This window comes from Agromyces protaetiae (genome assembly GCF_004135405.1).
Classification (GTDB): domain Bacteria; phylum Actinomycetota; class Actinomycetes; order Actinomycetales; family Microbacteriaceae; genus Agromyces; species Agromyces protaetiae.
Genome location: NZ_CP035491.1, coordinates 1196711 through 1212510 on the forward strand (window position 1 = coordinate 1196711; position 15800 = coordinate 1212510).

A 15800-nucleotide genomic window follows, 5' to 3' on the forward strand; every position below is an offset into this window, starting at 1 on the left:
TTTAGCACCGCCGGAAGCCCCGACAGTCGGGGGTCCTCACAGCCCGGAGGTGATGAGATAGACGCGTGACGAACGTACCCGAGCGTGTGAAGGTGACGGTGGTCGGCGCCGGCCAGGCCGGACTGTCGGTCGCCTTCTATCTGCGACGGTTCGAACTGGTCGCCGACGAGGACTTCGTGATCCTCGACCGCGCGCCCGGCCCCGGCGGCGCCTGGCAGCACCGCTGGTCGTCGCTGCGGCTCGGCACCGCGCACCGCGTCAACGATCTGCCGGGAATGGCCGAACTCGGGCTCAGCTTCGACACCGCCGACCGCGAACTTCCCGCGAAAGAGGTCGTCGCCGACTACTATGCGCGCTTCGAGGAGCACTTCGATCTGCGCGTGCACCGGCCGATGCAGGTGCGCAGGGTGCAGAACGACGGCGCCGACCTCCGCATCGACTACGAAGACCTGTCGCCGAGGCCGATCGAAGAGCAGAAGACGCGCGGGTTCTTCGGCCGTCGCCGCCGCACGTTCTCCGAGGTCGCGCCGCCCGCCGTGCCGCAGCACACCCTGCACACGCACTTCCTCGTCAATGCGACGGGCACGTGGGGGTCGCCGTTCGTGCCGTTCTACCCGGGCATGAGCGAGTTCCAGGGCCGACACCTGCACACGAGCGACTTCGTCGACGCCGAGGACTTCCGCGACCAGCACGTCGTCGTCGTGGGCGGCGGCACCTCGGCGATCGGCTTCATGCTCGAGCTCGAAGACGTCGCGGCCGGGCTCACATGGGTGTCCCGCCGCCCGATCGACTGGCTCGACCGGCAGGAGCTCGACCTCGAGGGCGCGTCGGCCGCGGTCGCGAAGCAAGACGAGGCCGCCCGATCGGGGCGTGCCCTGCCGTCGGTCGTGAGCGGCACGGGCGTGCCGAAGAACCGCCGCATCGCCGCGGGCATCGAGCGTGGCCTGCTCGTCGCGCGCCCCATGTTCGAGCGCATCGAGGGCGACCACGTCGTCTTCGACGACGGTTCGACGGTCAAGGCCGACGCGATCATCTGGGCGACGGGCTTCCGCCCCGAGCTGCGTCACCTCTCGCCGCTCAAGCTCCGCGAGAAGGCGGGCGGCGTGACCGTCGGCCAGGGCGCGGTGTGGAGCGACCCGCGCGTCTTCCTCGCGGGCTACGGTCCGCAGGCGTCGACGATCGGCGCGAACCGCGCGGGGCGCATGATCGCCCGCCAGATCATGGCGATGCTGTAGAGGATGCCTCGGGGCGCGCGCCTCTCGTGCGCACGGCGCCGATCGACGCGGCCACGACGAGTGCGACGGCGATCGCGCCGACCCACGTGAACCCCTGCCCGAGCAGGACGAGCCCCGCGATCGCGGCCATCGCGGGCGCGAGGCTCATGAGCACGGCGAACGTGCCGGCCGGCAGGCGCCGGAGCGCGATCAGTTCGAGCGCATAGGGGATCGTCGACGACAGGAGCGCGACGGCGGCGCCGAGGGCGAGCACGTCGGGGCGCACGAGGGTCGCGCCGGTCGCGGCGATGCCGAACGGGAGGATCGCGAGCGCGCCGATCGTCATGGCGATCGCGAGTCCGTCGAGTCCGGGGAAGCTCCTGCCGGTGCGGGCCGACAAGAGGATGTACCCCGCCCACGTCGCTCCGGCGCCCCCGGCGAGGGCGACGCCGAGCGGGTCGAGGTGGCCGAAGCTGCCCTGGCCGAGGAGCGCGACGCCCGCCGCGGCGAGGGCGGCCCAGAGCCACGCCGAGGCCCGTCGGCTCGCGACGACCGACAGCGCGAGCGGCCCGAGCACTTCGATCGTGACGGCGGCGCCCAGCGGGATGCGCTCGATCGAGAGGTAGAAGAGCGCGTTCATGAGCGCGAGGACGAGCCCGAAGCCGGCGACGGTGAGCCAGGCGCGGGCAGGATGTCCCGTGAGCCGCGGCCGTGCGATGGCGAGGAGCACGATCGCCGAGAAGGCGAGTCGGAGGGTGACCATGCCGAGCGGGCCCGCGGTCGGGAAGAGGATGACGGCGATCGACGCGCCGACCTCCTGGCACGCGAGGCCGATGACGACGAGCGCCGTCGCTCCAACCGGTCCGCCGAAGGCGGCGGCGAGGCGGGAGCGGGTCACTCCTCGACGGTACTCGCATCTCGTGGAGTCACCGTTCGAGTCGCCGGCATGATCGGAACGCACGGCGCTTCCGGCATCCTCGAATCATGCCCCGACCGATAGGTTGAACTCGGATACCGGTTCCGAAGGAATGCTCGACTCGCCCCCGCCCGTCGCCCCCGACTTCGCGGCGCCGATGCGGTCGCGCCCGTCCTCGCGGAGCCCGAGAAGGGGACCCCTTGGCTATGAAGTCGGACAGACCCGAGCAGCGGAGCCTGCGCGCGCAGGTCGAGCAGGCGCTCTCACGGGCGATCATCACGGGCGAGCTCGCCCCTGGCGCGCTCCTGACCGTGCCGACGCTCGCGCAGCAATTCGCCGTCTCGGCGACGCCCGTGCGCGAGGCGATGCTCGAGCTGGAGAGCCGCGGGTTCGTCGCACCCGTGCGCAACAAGGGGTTCCGCGTCACCGAAGTGAGCGACGAGGTGCTCCGCGAACTCGTCGAGGTGCGGCGCCTCCTCGAGCCGCCCGCCATGCGTCGCCTCGCCCAGCAGTTCCCGCAGGAGCGGCTCGCCGACCTCAGGCACGTCGCAGAGCAGATCGTCGCGGGCGCCGAGAGCGGCGACCTGCGCGCGTTCCTCAACGCCGACGTCGAGTTCCACCTGACGCTCACGCGCATGGTCGGGAACGAGCTCCTCACGGACCTCGTCGAAGACCTGCGCTCGCGCACCCGACTCGTCGGCCTCGCGGCCATGCACGAGTCGAACCGCCTCGGAGAGTGGGCGGTCGAGCACCTGGAGCTCCTCGACCTCCTCGCCGGGGGCGACGCCGACGGCGCCTACGGCCTCATGCACCGCCACATCCACCACACCCTGGGGTGGTGGGAGGGCGATCCCGGACCCCAGTTCCAACCCGAGATCCTCGGGTACGACTGAACGGCCGGATTGCCGGTCGTGAGCACTCCCAGCGGCGGAGCAGACGCGATTGCTAGTGTTTCGCGGGTGACCGCCTCCGTTCGAACGATGCCCGCCCGTCGCCCGTACGTGCTCCTTGCGTTCTTCGGACTCGTCGTGACCGCGTTCCTCGCGCTCACGGGCGCGCAGCCCGCGAGCGCGCACGACTCGCTCCTCGCGTCGACGCCCGCGGACGGCGAGGTGTTCGACGCCGCGCCCGCCGCGATCGAGCTCACCTTCTCCGACGACGTCATCGAGGTCGGCAGCGTCATCGAGCTCGTCGACCACCACGGCGAACAAGTCGAGATCGGCGAGACCGTGGTGCTCGGCCCGAGGTCTCGGCGACGCTGCCCGCAGACCTGTCGGGCGACTACCAGGCGAGGTGGAAGGTCGTCTCGAGCGACGGCCACCCCGTCGAGGGCACGATCGACTTCGGCGTCGGCCCCGACGCGACCGGCGTGTGGACCGAGCAGCCCGCGCACGACGACGCAGACGCCGGCGACGAGGCATCCGATGCGACCGGCGACGCGCCCGTCGTGGGCGACGAGTCCGACGACGTGAGCGTCGCGCCCATCTCCGCGCAGGGCGTCGGCCAGTGGGCTGTGCCGCTCTTCATCGTCGCAGGGGTCGTGATCGTCGGGCTCATCGTCACGGTCATCGTGCTCGCCCGCAGGCGTCCTCCGGGGACGAGGCCCGACACGGGCTCGGACGCCGGCACGGACTCCGGCTTCGACCCGAGCGCATGACCGTCGGCCGCTCGGCCGACGGCTGGATCGCCGTCCGACGCGACGACGGCGAGACCGTCGGCTACCTCGAAGCGCTCACCGAGGACTGGTCGTCGGTGCAGCCGCGCAACCGGCTCGGGCACCCCGTCGGCGCACCGACCGAGTACATCGCCGCCGAAGACCTGCTGATCGAGCGCGGCATCGCCGAACTCGCCGAGCCGTGGCGGCTCGACGGCGGCGACACCGCGCTCTCGATCGCGCAGCTCTCGCCCGGCGGCATCGTGCTGCGCAACGCGCTCTTCGCGAAGGCCCTCATCCCGACCGACGACATCGTCGTGCCGTGGCCCGACGTCGACGGGCGGCTCGAGCGCGCCTGAACGCGAGCGGTTCACCGCACGGGTCGGAAGACCCACACGTTCGAACGCTCGAAGTGCCCCTTCGGATACTCGAACTCCTCCTGACCGGCGAGGACGAATCCCGCTTTGCGGCAGATGGCGTTGGACGCCTCGTTGGCGACCCGCGGGTAGGCGCGCACCTCGGCGTCTCCGCGAACGGCCCGCACATCGGCGAGCATCGCCAGCACCGCGGCCGTCGCGGCGCCCCGACCCTGGTGGGCCGACTCGATCGACCAGCCCGTCTCGACGGCCCCCGGGTGGTGGGCGTCGTCCCAGTAACCGATCGTGCCGATCCCTTCAGGATGCTCGAACGTCGCGACCCGGAACATCCGCGCCGTGCCCTCGGCCTGCATGCGGAGATAGCGGGCGTGCCGCGCCGCCAACTGATCGTCGCTCTCGGGACCGCCGAGGAAGGCCGTGAGTTCGGGCGTGTTGCCACGTCGGAGCGTCGCGAGATCGTCGTCGGACCACGGAACGAGCGTCACGTCTGTCATGGATGCAGCACACCAGTACCCGCCGACATGGCGGCTCGACGGCGGCTCAGCGGTCGAGGTCGGCGAGGACGGTTGAACGCACCTCGGCGAGACGCGCCCGGAGCAGCTCGACCGTCGCAGCCGACACCCGGTCGCGGCGCGCACGAGCGCGGAGGTCGGTGCGGAGCTCGCGGCGGAACTCGTTCAGCACGAGGTCGAGCTCCTGCGCGGCGCGGTGCGCCTCGGCGTGGTGGTCGACGGTCGCCCCGACGAACGTCGTCGAACCCGAGGCGCCGGTCGCGAAGGTCGTGGTCGAGCCGTCGGCAGGCGCGGGGCCCGAGGCATCCGGAGCACTCGCGGTCGTTCCGCCCGGGGCGCCGGCCGCGGCATCCGCGGCAGCGCTCGCGGCGGCGAACCCCGCCTTCGCGGCACGCTTGGCCTCGGCCGCGGCGCTCGCGAGCTCGGCCCGCAGCGTGCGCATCGCGTCGTTGACCTCGGCGCGTACACCGTCGGCGAGACGACGAACCGAGTCGGTCACCTCGTCTTCGATCGCGTCGAGCTCGTGGCGGCGCGCCTCGAGTTCGGCGCGGCCCGCGTCGGTGATCTCGTAGACGGTCTTGCGGCCGTCGGCGATCTTCGTGACGAGGCCCTCTTCTTCGAGCTTCGCGAGGCGCGGGTAGATCGTGCCGGCGCTCGGCGAGTACGTGCCGCCGAAGCGCTCGGACAGCGCCTGGATGAGCTCGTATCCGTGGCGCGGGCGCTCTTCCAGGAGCGCGAGCAGGTAGAGCCGAAGGCTCCCGTGGGCGAAGACGGGGGGAGTCATGCGGATGCCTCGGAGCCGGTCGCATCGGCGTCGGGCGTCTCGTCGGCGGGCGAGCCCGAGGCATCCGAAGCGCTCGACTGCGCCGTCGCGCCCGCGGGAACCCGCTGCATGATCGAGATCGCGCCCGAGACGCTGTTCGCGCCGAGGTCTAGCCACGTGCCCGCGAGCTCGCCGACCGTGCGCTCGAAGCCCTTGCCGAGGAGTCCCGCGTACGACACGTCGTCGATGAGGAGGGTGCCGCCGACCGTGTTGACGCGGTAGCGGGCGCCGGCGCCCGGCGCGTAGCGCACGGTGAGGGCACCCGACACGGTGTTGGTGTCGATGCGCGAGGGGGTCGTCGTCGAGTCGACGATCATGTCGCCCGAGACGGTGTCGGCGTTGAAGCCCACGATCGCGCCCGAGACGACGATGTCGCCCGAGACGCTGTGCGCCTTGACGCGGCCGAGGTGGTTGCCGACGGCGATCTCGCCCGACACGCTCGCGAGCTCGATGTCGCCGTCGTGGTCGTCGACGACGAGCTCGCCCGAGACGGTGTTGAGCTTGGCATCGCCGTCGAAGCCCGAGACGAGGGCGTCGCTCGTGACGACGCCGAGCTTCAAGGCGACGTGGCGGGGCGCGAGGATCGATACGTCGGCGCGCGCCTTGTCGCGGAAGCCCTTGAAGACGTCGAGGAAGTTGTCCCACCGCAGTTGCGGGTGGTCGATCTCGAGGCGGTCGCCGTCGATCGAGACGGCGAGGTCTTTGCCCGTGACGCCCGTGATCTCGACGCGTGCGCCGGGCTCGTCGTGGGCGATGACGTCGACCTTGCCGCCGAGCAGGCTGACCTTGAGGTGACGGACGAGTTCGAGGTCGATGATGCGGCTCTCGCCCGGGGCGATCACCCACTTTTCGATGGACATGGTGCGGTTCCTCCTGTGTGCGGACCTGTTCCGCAAATCACGATATATCGCGTTTCTGAGAGGTCACGATATATCGCGTTTGCGCGGGCCGCAAGCGAATCGAGCGATTCCGGATGTTTCGGAGCTTGACCTTGACGCAACGTCAACCTTTACCGTGGTGGTGTGACAGACCACTCGATTCAGGAGATCGCGAAGCTCGCGGGCACGACGAGCCGCACCCTCCGCCACTACGACGACCTCGGGCTCCTGAAGCCGAGCCGCGTCGGCGCGAACGGATACCGCTACTACGACGCCGCCGCACTCGTGCGACTGCAGCGCATCCTGCTGCTCCGTGACCTCGGGCTCGGGCTCCCCGCGATCGCCGACGTGCTCGCCGGCGAGCAGCCCGAGACGGCGGCGCTCGCCGGGCACCTCGCGTGGCTCCGGCAGGAGCGCGAGCGGCTCGCGCGGCAGATCGCCTCGGTCGAGAGGACCATGCACGCACTCGACGAAGGGAGGCCGATCATGGCCGAGGAGATGTTCGACGGATTCGACCACACGCAGTACCGAGAGGAGGTCGAAGAGCGCTGGGGGGCCGACGCGTACGCGCGGAGCGACCGCTGGTGGCGCGGCATGAGCGCCGACGAGCAGACTTCGTGGAAGGCGCGGAGCGCCGAGCTCGGGCGGGACTGGATCGCCGCCGCAGAGGCGGGGCTCGCACCCGACAGCGCGGACGCGCAGGCGCTCGCCGCACGGCACGTCGCGTGGCTGCGCGGCATCCCCGGCACGCCCGCCGCGGCGCCCGGCGGCGACGTGCGCGGATACGTGCTCGGCCTCGGCGAGAGGTACGTCGCCGACCCGCGGTTCGCAGCGAACTACGGCGGCCGGGCGGGCGCCGAGCTCGTGCGCGACGCGCTGCGCGTCTACGCCGAGGCGAACCTGTAGGAAGGTGCCGCGGCCCTCCGGGGGTCCCGGTCCCGGGGGCCGCGGCGGCTCAGGTCGCGGGTGCCGCGGGCGCCGCGGGGGCTGCGTCCGTGCGGCGCGCGGGCGAGGCATCCGGAACGCCGGATCGCTTGATCGCGAAGAGCGGGATGGTCCATCCGCACAGCGGGCCGACCGCGACGGCGAAGAGCACGGTGCCGAGGCCGACGTTGCCGCCGAGGAGCCAGCCGGTGCCGAGGACGACGAGTTCGATGCCCGTGCGGACGATCCAGATCTTGAGGCCGGTGCGGGCGTGCAGGCCCGTCATGAGGCCGTCGCGCGGGCCCGGGCCGAAGCCGGCGCCGATGTAGAGGCCCGTCGCGATCGCGAGCACGACGATGCCCGCGGGCAGCATGACGATGCGCGCCCACAGGTCGAGCCCCTCGGGGATGAGCCACAGGCCGAGGTCGGCGGCGGGGCCGACGAGGAGCACGTTCATGATCGTGCCGAACCCGAAGCGCTGGCGGAGCGGCAGCCAGAGCAGCAGCACGATGGCACCGACGACGACCGTGATGGTGCCGAAGCCGAGGCCGGTCTGCTTCGCGATGCCCTGCGTCAGCACGTCCCACGGGGCGACGCCGAGGGCGGCGCGGACGATGAGGGCGATGCCGATGCCGTAGAGGAGCAGCCCGACGAAGAGCTGCACGAGGCGGCGGGCGAGGATCGGCGCGGGATCCTGGAAGGAGGCGAGTCGGCGAAGCATGGGCACAATCCAATCCCAAGATTGGACTGTCTCCAAATAGCCAATCGTCGTAGAGTGGCTTGCATGACGGATGCCACGCTGAGCGCCCGCGCGTTCGAAACCCTCCTTGGCGAGTGGAGGGGAACCGAGCCCGTCTACCGTGCCCTCGCCGAACGCACCCGACTCCTCATCCTCGACGGCCGCGTGCCCGTCGGCACGCGCCTGCCCGCCGAGCGCGACCTCGCCGAACGGCTGGCCCTCAGCCGCACGACCGTCACGGCCGCCTACCGCCACCTGCGCGAGCAGGGGCTGCTCACGAGCGTGCGCGGATCGGGGTCGGTCGCGCGTCTTCCCGGCGCGCCCGCCGTACTGCCGGCTCCGCCGTCGGCCGACTACGTCGACTTCTCGAAGGCAGCCCCGACGGCACTGCCGTGGCTCGCCGACGTCGCGCGCGAAGCCGTCGACGACCTGCCACGCCACTTGCCCGATGCGGGTTTCGACCCCATCGGCATCCCCGAGCTGCGCGAGGCGATCGCCGCCCGCTACGCCGCCCGAGGCCTTCCGACCGCGCCCGACCAGATCATGGTCACGATCGGCGCGCAGCACGCGATCGCGCTCCTCTCGCGCGTGCTCATCGGCCGCGGCGACCGCGCCGTCATCGAGGCTCCGACCTACCCGCACGCCTACGAGGCGCTCCGGGTCGCGGGCGCGCGGCTCGTGCCCGTCGCAGTGTCGCCGCACGACGCCGGGGCCGGCGGCTCCGGCTCTGCCGGGTCTGCCGCCGCCGGGTTCGGCGACCTTGACGAGGGCGAGGCGCTCGCGCAGGCGTTCCGGCACGCGAACCCGACGATGGCGTACCTCATGCCCGACTTCCAGAACCCGACCGGGCGGTCGATGAGCGAGCAGACGCGCGAGCGCGTGCTCGACGCGGCCGCGCGCCAGGGCACGGTCGTCGTCGCCGACGAGACGACCGCCGAGCTCTCGATCGACCGCGCCTTCTCGCCGCTGCCGTTCGCGGCCTACGGCGACGCCGTGCTCATCGGCTCGGTCGGCAAGACGGTCTGGGGCGGGGTGCGCGTCGGCTGGATCCGCGCCGAACGCCCGCTCATCCGGCGGCTCCTCGCAGTGCGTTCGCCGGGCGATCTCGGCACGCCCATCCTCGAGCAGCTGGTCGTCGCGCGGCTCATGGGCCGCATGGACGACATCCTCGCCCTCCGCCGCGAACAGCTGCGAGCGGGCCGCGACCGGCTCGAGGCGCTCCTCGCCGACGCGTTCCCCGAGTGGCACGTGCCGCACGTCGACGGCGGCATCGTCACGTGGGTCGGCCTCGGCGCGCCCGTCAGTTCGCAGCTCGCGCTCGCGGCGCGGGCGCACGGCCTCATCATCGCGGCGGGGCCGCGCTTCGGCATCGACGGTGCGTTCGAGCGGTTCCTGCGGCTCCCGATCTGCTATCCCGAAGACGTGACGGGTGCCGCGGTGCGGGCGCTCTCGCTCGCGTGGCGGTCGCTCGCGGGCGCCCCCGTCGCGCCCGAGCCGGGGCTCCTCGCCGAGGTCGTGTAGCCGCACCTGGGCTCGGCCGCGCGCCGCCCGGCAGCCCGATGCGCCCGCCGGGCGGACTCCGTCCGACCGCCGCGCCAAAGGCTTCCTTCCGGCGACGAGCGGCACTTCGGCACCGCCTGTCGAAGGTCGTTCGGAATCCTTCGGTCACTGTGCAGACCCTGCGGGTGCCCCGGCACTTCGGCAACTGATGGCGGGCAGCAAGGCTTCCTTGCGCGAGCGTCGGCGTCGGCGTCGGGTCGAGGCGGTGTGCGTGTGAGTGTGGGCGTGGACGAAGCGGCGGTCCGGACCTTTCGGCCCGGACCGCCGCGGTGGTGCGGTTTCCCCAGTATCGGATCCCCTTGTTCCCTTGTTCGTTCCCCCGGATGATGGAGCACCGGGGCGGCGGTCGGGGGACCACCGCCGCCCCGGTCGCCGGCGCCGCCCTGCGATCGCGCCGGCTCGACCGCACGCACTAGGGACGTGCGGAGCCGTGCCACGTCGCGGTGGCCGGGATCGTCGTCCCCCGACGACCCTGAGCCGCCGTCACTCGCGACCCGTCACCGACGCAGCGCGTTCCGGCGAGCTCCGAGGAGGAGCAGCCCGGCGACGAGCAGGAGCCCCGCAAGCGGCGCAGCGCTCACGTCCGGCCCCGTCGAGGCGAGCGTCCCCGCGCTCGCGGCCCCTCCGATCGCGAGCGCCCCGCGACCGAGACCGTCGTCGACCCGCCGTCGCCCGGGTTCGACGGACTGCTCGGGTCGGTGGGGTCGGTCGGGTCGGTGGGGTCGGTCGGCCCGGTGGGGTCGGTCGGCGTGGTCGGCCCCGTCGGGTCGACGACGTTCGACGGGCTCTCCGTCGTGCTGTCGCCGACGACCGAGATCGCATTGCCCCGACCGTGACGGGCACGGAGAGTGCGGGTGCGAGCTGCGTGCCGCCGAGGATGCCGTCGAGGAGTCCCGGCCCGCTGTCGCCCGAGGTCGACGGGCCGCTGCCTCCCGTACCGCCGCCGGAACCGCCGCCGGCCGCGTTCGACGCGCCCGTCGACGACGAGTCGCCGAGCACGCTGATCGCGTTCCCGCCGACCGTCACCGGGATGTCGACGTTCGGCACGATCTGCGTGCCGCCGAGGATGCCGTCGTCGCCCGACGTCGAGGCGCTGCCCTCGTCGCCCGAGTCGGCACCGGCCCCCGGTTCGGCTCCCGAGTCGCCGACCGCGTTCGACGCGCCCGTGGACGAGGAGTCGCCCAGGACGCTCACCGCGTTCCCGCCTACCGTGACCGGCACCGACAGATCGACGAGCGCCTGCGTGCCCGATGCGATCCCGTCGCTGCCGCTCGTCGTCGCGCCCGAACCGGGCGCGCTCGCCGCCGCAGGCGTCGAGGCCGTGGAGGTCGTCGAACCGGTCGACGACGAGTCGCCGAGCACCGAGATGCCGTTGCCCGAGATCGTGATCGGCAGGTCGATCGAGAGGAGGGCCTGGGTGCCCGAGAGGAGGCCGTCCTGGCCGCTCGTGTCCGCGGCGTGGGCGGCACCCGCGCCGAGGAGGGTGAGCCCTCCCGTGAAGAGGGTCGCGTAGAGCGCCCTCAGCGCGATTCGTTTGAGGTTCATGATGCGTTTCTCCTGACTGGTTTGAACGGAGCTCCTGGGCGCGCGGCACGCGAAGCGTGCAGAGCGCGGCGAGGAGCGGTGACCGTGTCCGCCGTCATCCGGGCGCGCGGAACGCGCGGCCCGTCGGGCGGGTGTGGCCGCTCAGTCGGGAGTGGTGTCCGTGTCGAAGATCGGCGACGACGGCAGGGAGTCGTCGACCGAGGAGAGCGCGAGCGACGCCTGCGCGTCGAGTCTGAGGGACGCCAGGACGGCGTCGGAGCCCTGAGCCGCGGCACCGCCCGAGGCGCCGGCGCCTGAACCCGAGCCCGAGCCGCCTGAACCGGGCGCGGTCGCGGGCGCAGCGGTGCCGGGCGGCGCAGCCGCGCGCGGTTCGGAGGCGGGCGCGAGCGAGCCCGCGGCGTTGCCGGGAGGTGCGGATGTCTCGGCGCCCCGCGAAGAGCCCGACAGACCGGATGCCCCGTGGCCGGCGCCTGCCGGAGAGCGGGACGGCGCGGCAGGGCCGGAGCCCACGACGCCGGGCGTCGTCGGGTCGGACGGGGTGTCGGAGCCGGGCGAACCGGGGTTCGGAGTGCCGGGGTCGCCGGGCGTCGACGGGTCGAGTCCGGGCCCGAGCGGGACGTCGGGGAGCGAGGGAAGCACGCGGACGGGCAAGGGTCCGACGGTGCCCACGATCGGCCCGAGAACCGAACCGACGGGCGTCGACCCTGCGACATCCGTCACGCCGTTCGCAACGACGCCCACGATGCCGACCGCCGCCTCGTCGACCGTGCCGACGACCGCGTTCGCGGTGCCGACGGCGCCCGAGACGACCTCGGGAACGGCCGCGACCACGGGATCGACGACGGGGGCGACGGGTGCCGGCACCGCCGCGACGACCGGTGCGAGCACGGCGTTCACGGGCGCGACGACCTCGTCGACGACCCCGTCGAGGGTGTCGCCGAGTGCGCCCGTCGTGTTCGAGACGCCGCCGAGCACGGAGCCGACGGCGCCGAGGAGTCCAGAGCCGTCGTGGTGGTCGTCGGCCGAGGCGCTCTGCGCGCCCGACGCGAGACTCAGCGCGAGCCAGACGGCCGATGCCCCGGCTGCGAGCAGGGCGGCACGGAGGAATCCCGTGCGTCGCGTCGTCGCCGCAGGCATCGAATCACCCCCATCCGTGTTCGCACCATATCGCGTCGACGCAGGAAATCGCCACCACGGGGTGGAGCGGCGCAGCATCTGCGCGCGATGCGGGTGCGGACAGGTCGTCCGGCCCGCGTCCGCCCGAACTCCGCTCGGCATTCAGCTATCCGTGACCTCTCCGATACACGCGCCCTGCGAGAATCGACCCATGTCGCTGCTCGCGAAACTCAGCATGAAGAACCGCGCCCTCATCGCGCTCGTCACGATCGTGGTCGCGATCTTCGGCGGTCTCGCGCTCACGAGCCTGAAGCAGGAGCTGGCGCCCTCGATCGCGTTCCCGCAGCTCTCGGTCGTCACGAGCTACCCGGGCGCGTCGCCCGACATCGTCAACACGGATGTCTCGACGCCCATCGAGACCGCGATCCAGGGCATCACGGGCCTCGAGTCGACGTCGACGACGAGCTCGACGGGCGTCTCGCGCGTGACCGCCAGCTTCACCTACGGCACCGACCTCGCGTTCGCCGAGCAGAAGCTGCTGTCGGCGGTCAACCGCATCCAGGGCCAGCTGCCCGACGACGTCGACCCGCAGGTCATCGCGCTCTCGCTCGACGACTTCCCCGTGATCGCCGTCGCCGTCACGGGCGCCGACGACGTGAGCGCCCTCTCCGACGAGATCACGCGCACGACCCTCGGCGAGATCAACGACCTCGACGGCGTGCGCGAGGCGAGCCTCGTCGGCGACGTCGGCCAGCGCGTGACGATCACGCCTGACCCGGCGAATTTCGCCGCCGCGGGGCTCTCGCAGTCGGCCATCCGCGACGCGCTGCAGCAGAACGGCGTGCTCGTGCCCGCGGGCACGATCGTCGACGGCGACTCGACGTTCGCGGTGCAGACGGGGTCCCGGCTCGGCAGCGTCGAAGACATTGCGGCGCTTCCGCTCATCGGCTCCGGGTCGGCGGGTGCCGCGTCGGCGGGCCCAGGGGGGCTCCCCGGCGCATCCGCCCCGACCGAGCCCCCGACGATCGCCGACGTCGCGACCGTCGAACTCGTCGACAACCCGATCACGAGCATCTCGCGCGTGAACGGCGACCCGGCCCTGACGATCTCGGTCACGAAGCTCCCGGCGGCGAACACCGTCGAAGTGTCGAACGCCGTGAAAGACCTGCTGCCCGACCTCGAAGCGTCGCTCGACACGACGAACCCCGGTGCGACCTTCACTCCCGTGTTCGACCAAGCGCCGTACATCGAGCAGTCGATCGAGTCGCTCGCGACCGAGGGTCTGCTGGGTCTGGCGTTCGCCGTCATCGTCATCCTGATCTTCCTGCTGTCGGTGCGCGCGACGCTTGTGACGGCGATCTCCATCCCGACATCCGTGCTCATCACGTTCATCGGGCTGCAGGCCGCCGACTACACGCTCAACGTCCTGACCCTCGGCGCGCTCACGATCGCGATCGGGCGCGTCGTCGACGACTCGATCGTCGTCATCGAGAACATCAAGCGGCACCTCGTCGCGGGCGTCGACAAGGCCGACACGATCGTGCGTGCCGTCAAGGAGGTCGCGGGCGCCATCACGGCCTCGACGATCACGACGGTCGCCGTGTTCTTGCCGGTCGCGTTCGTCGAGGGGGTCACGGGCGAGCTGTTCCGCCCGTTCTCGCTCACGGTCACGATCGCGCTCCTCGCGTCGCTCCTCGTCGCGCTCACGATCGTGCCCGTGCTCGCCTACTGGTTCTTGAAGCCCGCGAAGGTCCACAAGCACGATGAGCAAGCGGATGCCGCGTCCGCCGCGTTCGTCGACGAGACGACGCCGACCGGGGCGACGGCCGCTTCGACGGGCTCAGCGAACGTCGCCGATGAGCTCGAGCACCCGTCGCGGCTGCAGAAGGGGTACCTGCCGATCATCGAGTGGACGCTCAAGCACGGCGTCGTGACGCTGCTTCTCGCGGTGCTCGTGCTCGGCGGCACGATCGCGCTCACGCCGTTCATGAAGACGAACTTCCTGGGCTCGTCGGGGCAGAACACGTTCCAGGTCACGCAGGAGCTTCCGGTGGGTTCGAGCCTCGACGCCCTCGACGAGGCATCCGAGCCAGTCGAACGCGTGCTCCTCGACACCGACGGCATCGAGACCGTGCAGGTCTCGATCGGGTCGGGCGGACGCGGACTCGCGGCCGCGCTCGGCGGGGGCGGCGGGTCGACGATCACCTACTCGGTCACGACCGAGGAGGGCGCCGACCAGGAGGCGCTCCAGGCCGAGGTGCGCGACGAACTCGACGGCCTGGAGGACGTCGGCGAGGTGACCCTCGCGGCGTCGAGCGGCTTCGGCGCATCGAACGACATCGAGGTCGACATCACGGCGTCGAACGCCGAAGACCTCCAGGCCGCGACCGACGCGGTGGTCTCGTCGCTCCGCGATCTCGACTCGCTCACACAGGTCACGTCGAACCTCGCCGAGGGGCGCCCATACATCGCGGTCGTCGCGAACCGCGAGGAGGCCGCGGCCGCGGGCTTCTCCGAGGTCGCCCTCGGCAGCTTCGTGGCGCAGGCGATGCAGCCGCAGCCGGCGGGCTCGGTCGTCATCGACGAGAAGACCCTCACGGTGTACCTCGCGACCGAGAACCCGCCGACGACCGTCGACGAGCTCAGCGCGCTCGAGGTGCCGACGCGATCGGGCCCCGTGCGCCTCGACACGCTCGCGACGGTCGAGCAGGTGGACGGGCCCGCGACCGTGACGACCGTGCGCGGCCTTCGGAGCGCGACCGTGACGGCGACCCCGTCGGGCGACGACCTCGGCACCGCGAGCGCCGCCGTTTCGACCGCGGTCGACGAGGTCGACCTGCCCGCTGGGACGACCGCCGCGATCGGCGGCGTCACGGCCGACCAGACCGAGTCGTTCTCGCAGCTCGGACTCGCGCTCCTCGCGGCGATCCTCATCGTCTACATCGTCATGGTCGCGACGTTCCGTTCGCTCCTGCAGCCGCTCCTCCTGCTCGTGTCGGTGCCGTTCGCAGCGACGGGCGCGATCGCCCTGCAGGTGATCACGGGGATCCCGCTCGGCGTCGCGTCGCTCGTCGGCGTGCTCATGCTCGTCGGCATCGTCGTGACGAACGCGATCGTGCTCGTCGACCTCGTGAACCAATACCGCGACCGAGGCATGTCGGTGCGCGACGCGCTCGTGCACGGCGCATCCAGGCGTCTCCGCCCGATCCTCATGACGGCGCTCGCGACGATCTTCGCGCTCCTGCCGATGGCGCTCGGCATCACGGGCCACGGCGGCTTCATCTCGCAGCCGCTCGCGCTCGTCGTGATCGGCGGCCTGCTGTCGTCGACCCTGCTGACGCTCATCGTGCTGCCCGTGCTCTACGACCTCGTCGAGGGCGGTCGCGAGCGGCGCAAGGCGAAGCGTGCGGGTGCCGCTCCCTCGGGCGGCGACACGGCGGCGGATGTCTCGGGCGGCGCGCCCGCCGCCGACGCCACGGTCGAGTAGTCACCTCTCCTGAAACGAGAACAGGCCGCGTGGACTAGTACCCCACTGGGGTATG

Annotated in this window: 14 protein-coding genes and 1 pseudogene; 8 read left to right on the forward strand and 7 right to left on the reverse strand. The window is 72.0% G+C overall.

The annotated features are described in order from the left end of the window. The first annotated feature begins 65 nt into the window (after window positions 1–65). Window positions 66–1235, forward strand: a complete 1170-nt coding sequence (locus ET445_RS05575; protein WP_129189614.1) for an NAD(P)-binding domain-containing protein — start codon at window positions 66–68, stop codon at window positions 1233–1235. On the opposite strand, the gene ET445_RS05580 is transcribed toward ET445_RS05575, so the two are convergent. Then, a complete protein-coding gene (locus ET445_RS05580) occupies window positions 1219–2112 on the reverse strand; it encodes an EamA family transporter (RefSeq protein ID WP_243695344.1) in 894 nt (297 codons plus the stop codon). The two genes, ET445_RS05575 and ET445_RS05580, sit on opposite strands and share 17 nt — an antisense overlap. 224 nt (window positions 2113–2336) lie before the next feature. Here ET445_RS05580 and ET445_RS05585 point away from each other — a divergent pair, with 224 nt between their 5' ends. From ET445_RS05585 to ET445_RS05600, 4 genes and pseudogenes are all read left to right on the forward strand, one after another. Further along, window positions 2337–3023 carry a GntR family transcriptional regulator gene (locus tag ET445_RS05585; RefSeq protein WP_129189616.1) on the forward strand — a complete coding sequence of 229 codons (687 nt, stop codon included), beginning with the start codon at window positions 2337–2339 and terminating at the stop codon, window positions 3021–3023. 87 nt (window positions 3024–3110) lie between these two features. Then, window positions 3111–3421 (forward strand): annotated as a pseudogene (locus ET445_RS18605) (copper resistance CopC family protein); the annotation flags it as partial. Window positions 3422–3577: 156 nt separating this feature from the next. Continuing rightward, window positions 3578–3787 carry a hypothetical protein gene (locus ET445_RS05595; RefSeq protein WP_129189620.1) on the forward strand — a complete coding sequence of 70 codons (210 nt, stop codon included), beginning with the start codon at window positions 3578–3580 and terminating at the stop codon, window positions 3785–3787. Beyond that, on the forward strand, window positions 3784–4143 hold the full coding sequence (locus tag ET445_RS05600) for a hypothetical protein (RefSeq protein ID WP_129189621.1): 360 nt from the start codon (window positions 3784–3786) through the stop codon (window positions 4141–4143). The genes ET445_RS05595 and ET445_RS05600 overlap by 4 nt, the downstream gene beginning before the upstream one ends. 11 nt (window positions 4144–4154) lie before the next feature. On the opposite strand, the gene ET445_RS05605 is transcribed toward ET445_RS05600, so the two are convergent. From ET445_RS05605 to ET445_RS05615, 3 genes are read right to left on the reverse strand one after another with little or no spacing between them, the layout of a single operon-like run. Beyond that, the gene (locus ET445_RS05605) at window positions 4155–4655 is read right to left on the reverse strand and encodes a GNAT family N-acetyltransferase (RefSeq protein ID WP_129189622.1); all 501 of its coding nucleotides are present in this window, start codon (window positions 4653–4655) and stop codon (window positions 4155–4157) included. Window positions 4656–4701: 46 nt separating this feature from the next. Next, a complete protein-coding gene (locus ET445_RS17875; protein WP_243695345.1) occupies window positions 4702–5457 on the reverse strand; it encodes a PadR family transcriptional regulator in 756 nt (251 codons plus the stop codon). Then, on the reverse strand, window positions 5454–6356 hold the full coding sequence (locus ET445_RS05615; protein WP_129189623.1) for a DUF4097 family beta strand repeat-containing protein: 903 nt from the start codon (window positions 6354–6356) through the stop codon (window positions 5454–5456). The genes ET445_RS17875 and ET445_RS05615 overlap by 4 nt, the downstream gene beginning before the upstream one ends. A 162-nt stretch (window positions 6357–6518) precedes the next feature. On the opposite strand from ET445_RS05615, the gene ET445_RS05620 reads away from it, so the two are divergent. After that, a complete protein-coding gene (locus ET445_RS05620) occupies window positions 6519–7280 on the forward strand; it encodes a MerR family transcriptional regulator (RefSeq protein WP_129189624.1) in 762 nt (253 codons plus the stop codon). A 49-nt stretch (window positions 7281–7329) separates the two neighbouring features. Here ET445_RS05620 and yczE read toward each other — a convergent pair whose 3' ends face one another. After that, window positions 7330–8019 (reverse strand): membrane protein YczE, encoded by a 690-nt coding sequence (gene yczE, locus ET445_RS05625; protein WP_208008560.1) that lies wholly within the window; start codon window positions 8017–8019, stop codon window positions 7330–7332. A 63-nt stretch (window positions 8020–8082) separates the two neighbouring features. Here yczE and yczR point away from each other — a divergent pair, with 63 nt between their 5' ends. Then, a complete protein-coding gene (yczR, locus tag ET445_RS05630) occupies window positions 8083–9558 on the forward strand; it encodes a MocR-like transcription factor YczR (RefSeq protein WP_129189625.1) in 1476 nt (491 codons plus the stop codon). 522 nt (window positions 9559–10080) lie between these two features. On the opposite strand, the gene ET445_RS05635 is transcribed toward yczR, so the two are convergent. Continuing rightward, on the reverse strand, window positions 10081–11142 hold the full coding sequence (locus tag ET445_RS05635; protein ID WP_243695346.1) for a chaplin family protein: 1062 nt from the start codon (window positions 11140–11142) through the stop codon (window positions 10081–10083). Between the two features lie 141 nt (window positions 11143–11283). Beyond that, window positions 11284–12279: a hypothetical protein gene (locus ET445_RS05640; protein WP_129189627.1), complete on the reverse strand. Its 996-nt coding sequence runs from the start codon at window positions 12277–12279 to the stop codon at window positions 11284–11286. A gap of 190 nt (window positions 12280–12469) precedes the next feature. Between ET445_RS05640 and ET445_RS05645 the strand changes: the two genes are divergently transcribed. Further along, window positions 12470–15745, forward strand: a complete 3276-nt coding sequence (locus ET445_RS05645; protein WP_129189628.1) for an efflux RND transporter permease subunit — start codon at window positions 12470–12472, stop codon at window positions 15743–15745. The last annotated feature ends 55 nt before the right edge of the window (window positions 15746–15800 follow it).

Coding starts and splice junctions, on each gene's coding strand:
- yczR (WP_129189625.1), top strand. CDS start 8,083: ATGACGGATGCCACGCTGAGCGCCCGCGCGTTCGAAACCCTCCTTGGC.
- ET445_RS05640 (WP_129189627.1), bottom strand. CDS start 12,279: ATGCCTGCGGCGACGACGCGACGCACGGGATTCCTCCGTGCCGCCCTG.
- ET445_RS05645 (WP_129189628.1), top strand. CDS start 12,470: ATGTCGCTGCTCGCGAAACTCAGCATGAAGAACCGCGCCCTCATCGCG.
- yczE (WP_208008560.1), bottom strand. CDS start 8,019: ATGCTTCGCCGACTCGCCTCCTTCCAGGATCCCGCGCCGATCCTCGCC.
- ET445_RS05585 (WP_129189616.1), top strand. CDS start 2,337: ATGAAGTCGGACAGACCCGAGCAGCGGAGCCTGCGCGCGCAGGTCGAG.
- ET445_RS05615 (WP_129189623.1), bottom strand. CDS start 6,356: ATGTCCATCGAAAAGTGGGTGATCGCCCCGGGCGAGAGCCGCATCATC.
- ET445_RS17875 (WP_243695345.1), bottom strand. CDS start 5,457: ATGACTCCCCCCGTCTTCGCCCACGGGAGCCTTCGGCTCTACCTGCTC.
- ET445_RS05635 (WP_243695346.1), bottom strand. CDS start 11,142: ATGAACCTCAAACGAATCGCGCTGAGGGCGCTCTACGCGACCCTCTTC.
- ET445_RS05600 (WP_129189621.1), top strand. CDS start 3,784: ATGACCGTCGGCCGCTCGGCCGACGGCTGGATCGCCGTCCGACGCGAC.
- ET445_RS05605 (WP_129189622.1), bottom strand. CDS start 4,655: ATGACAGACGTGACGCTCGTTCCGTGGTCCGACGACGATCTCGCGACG.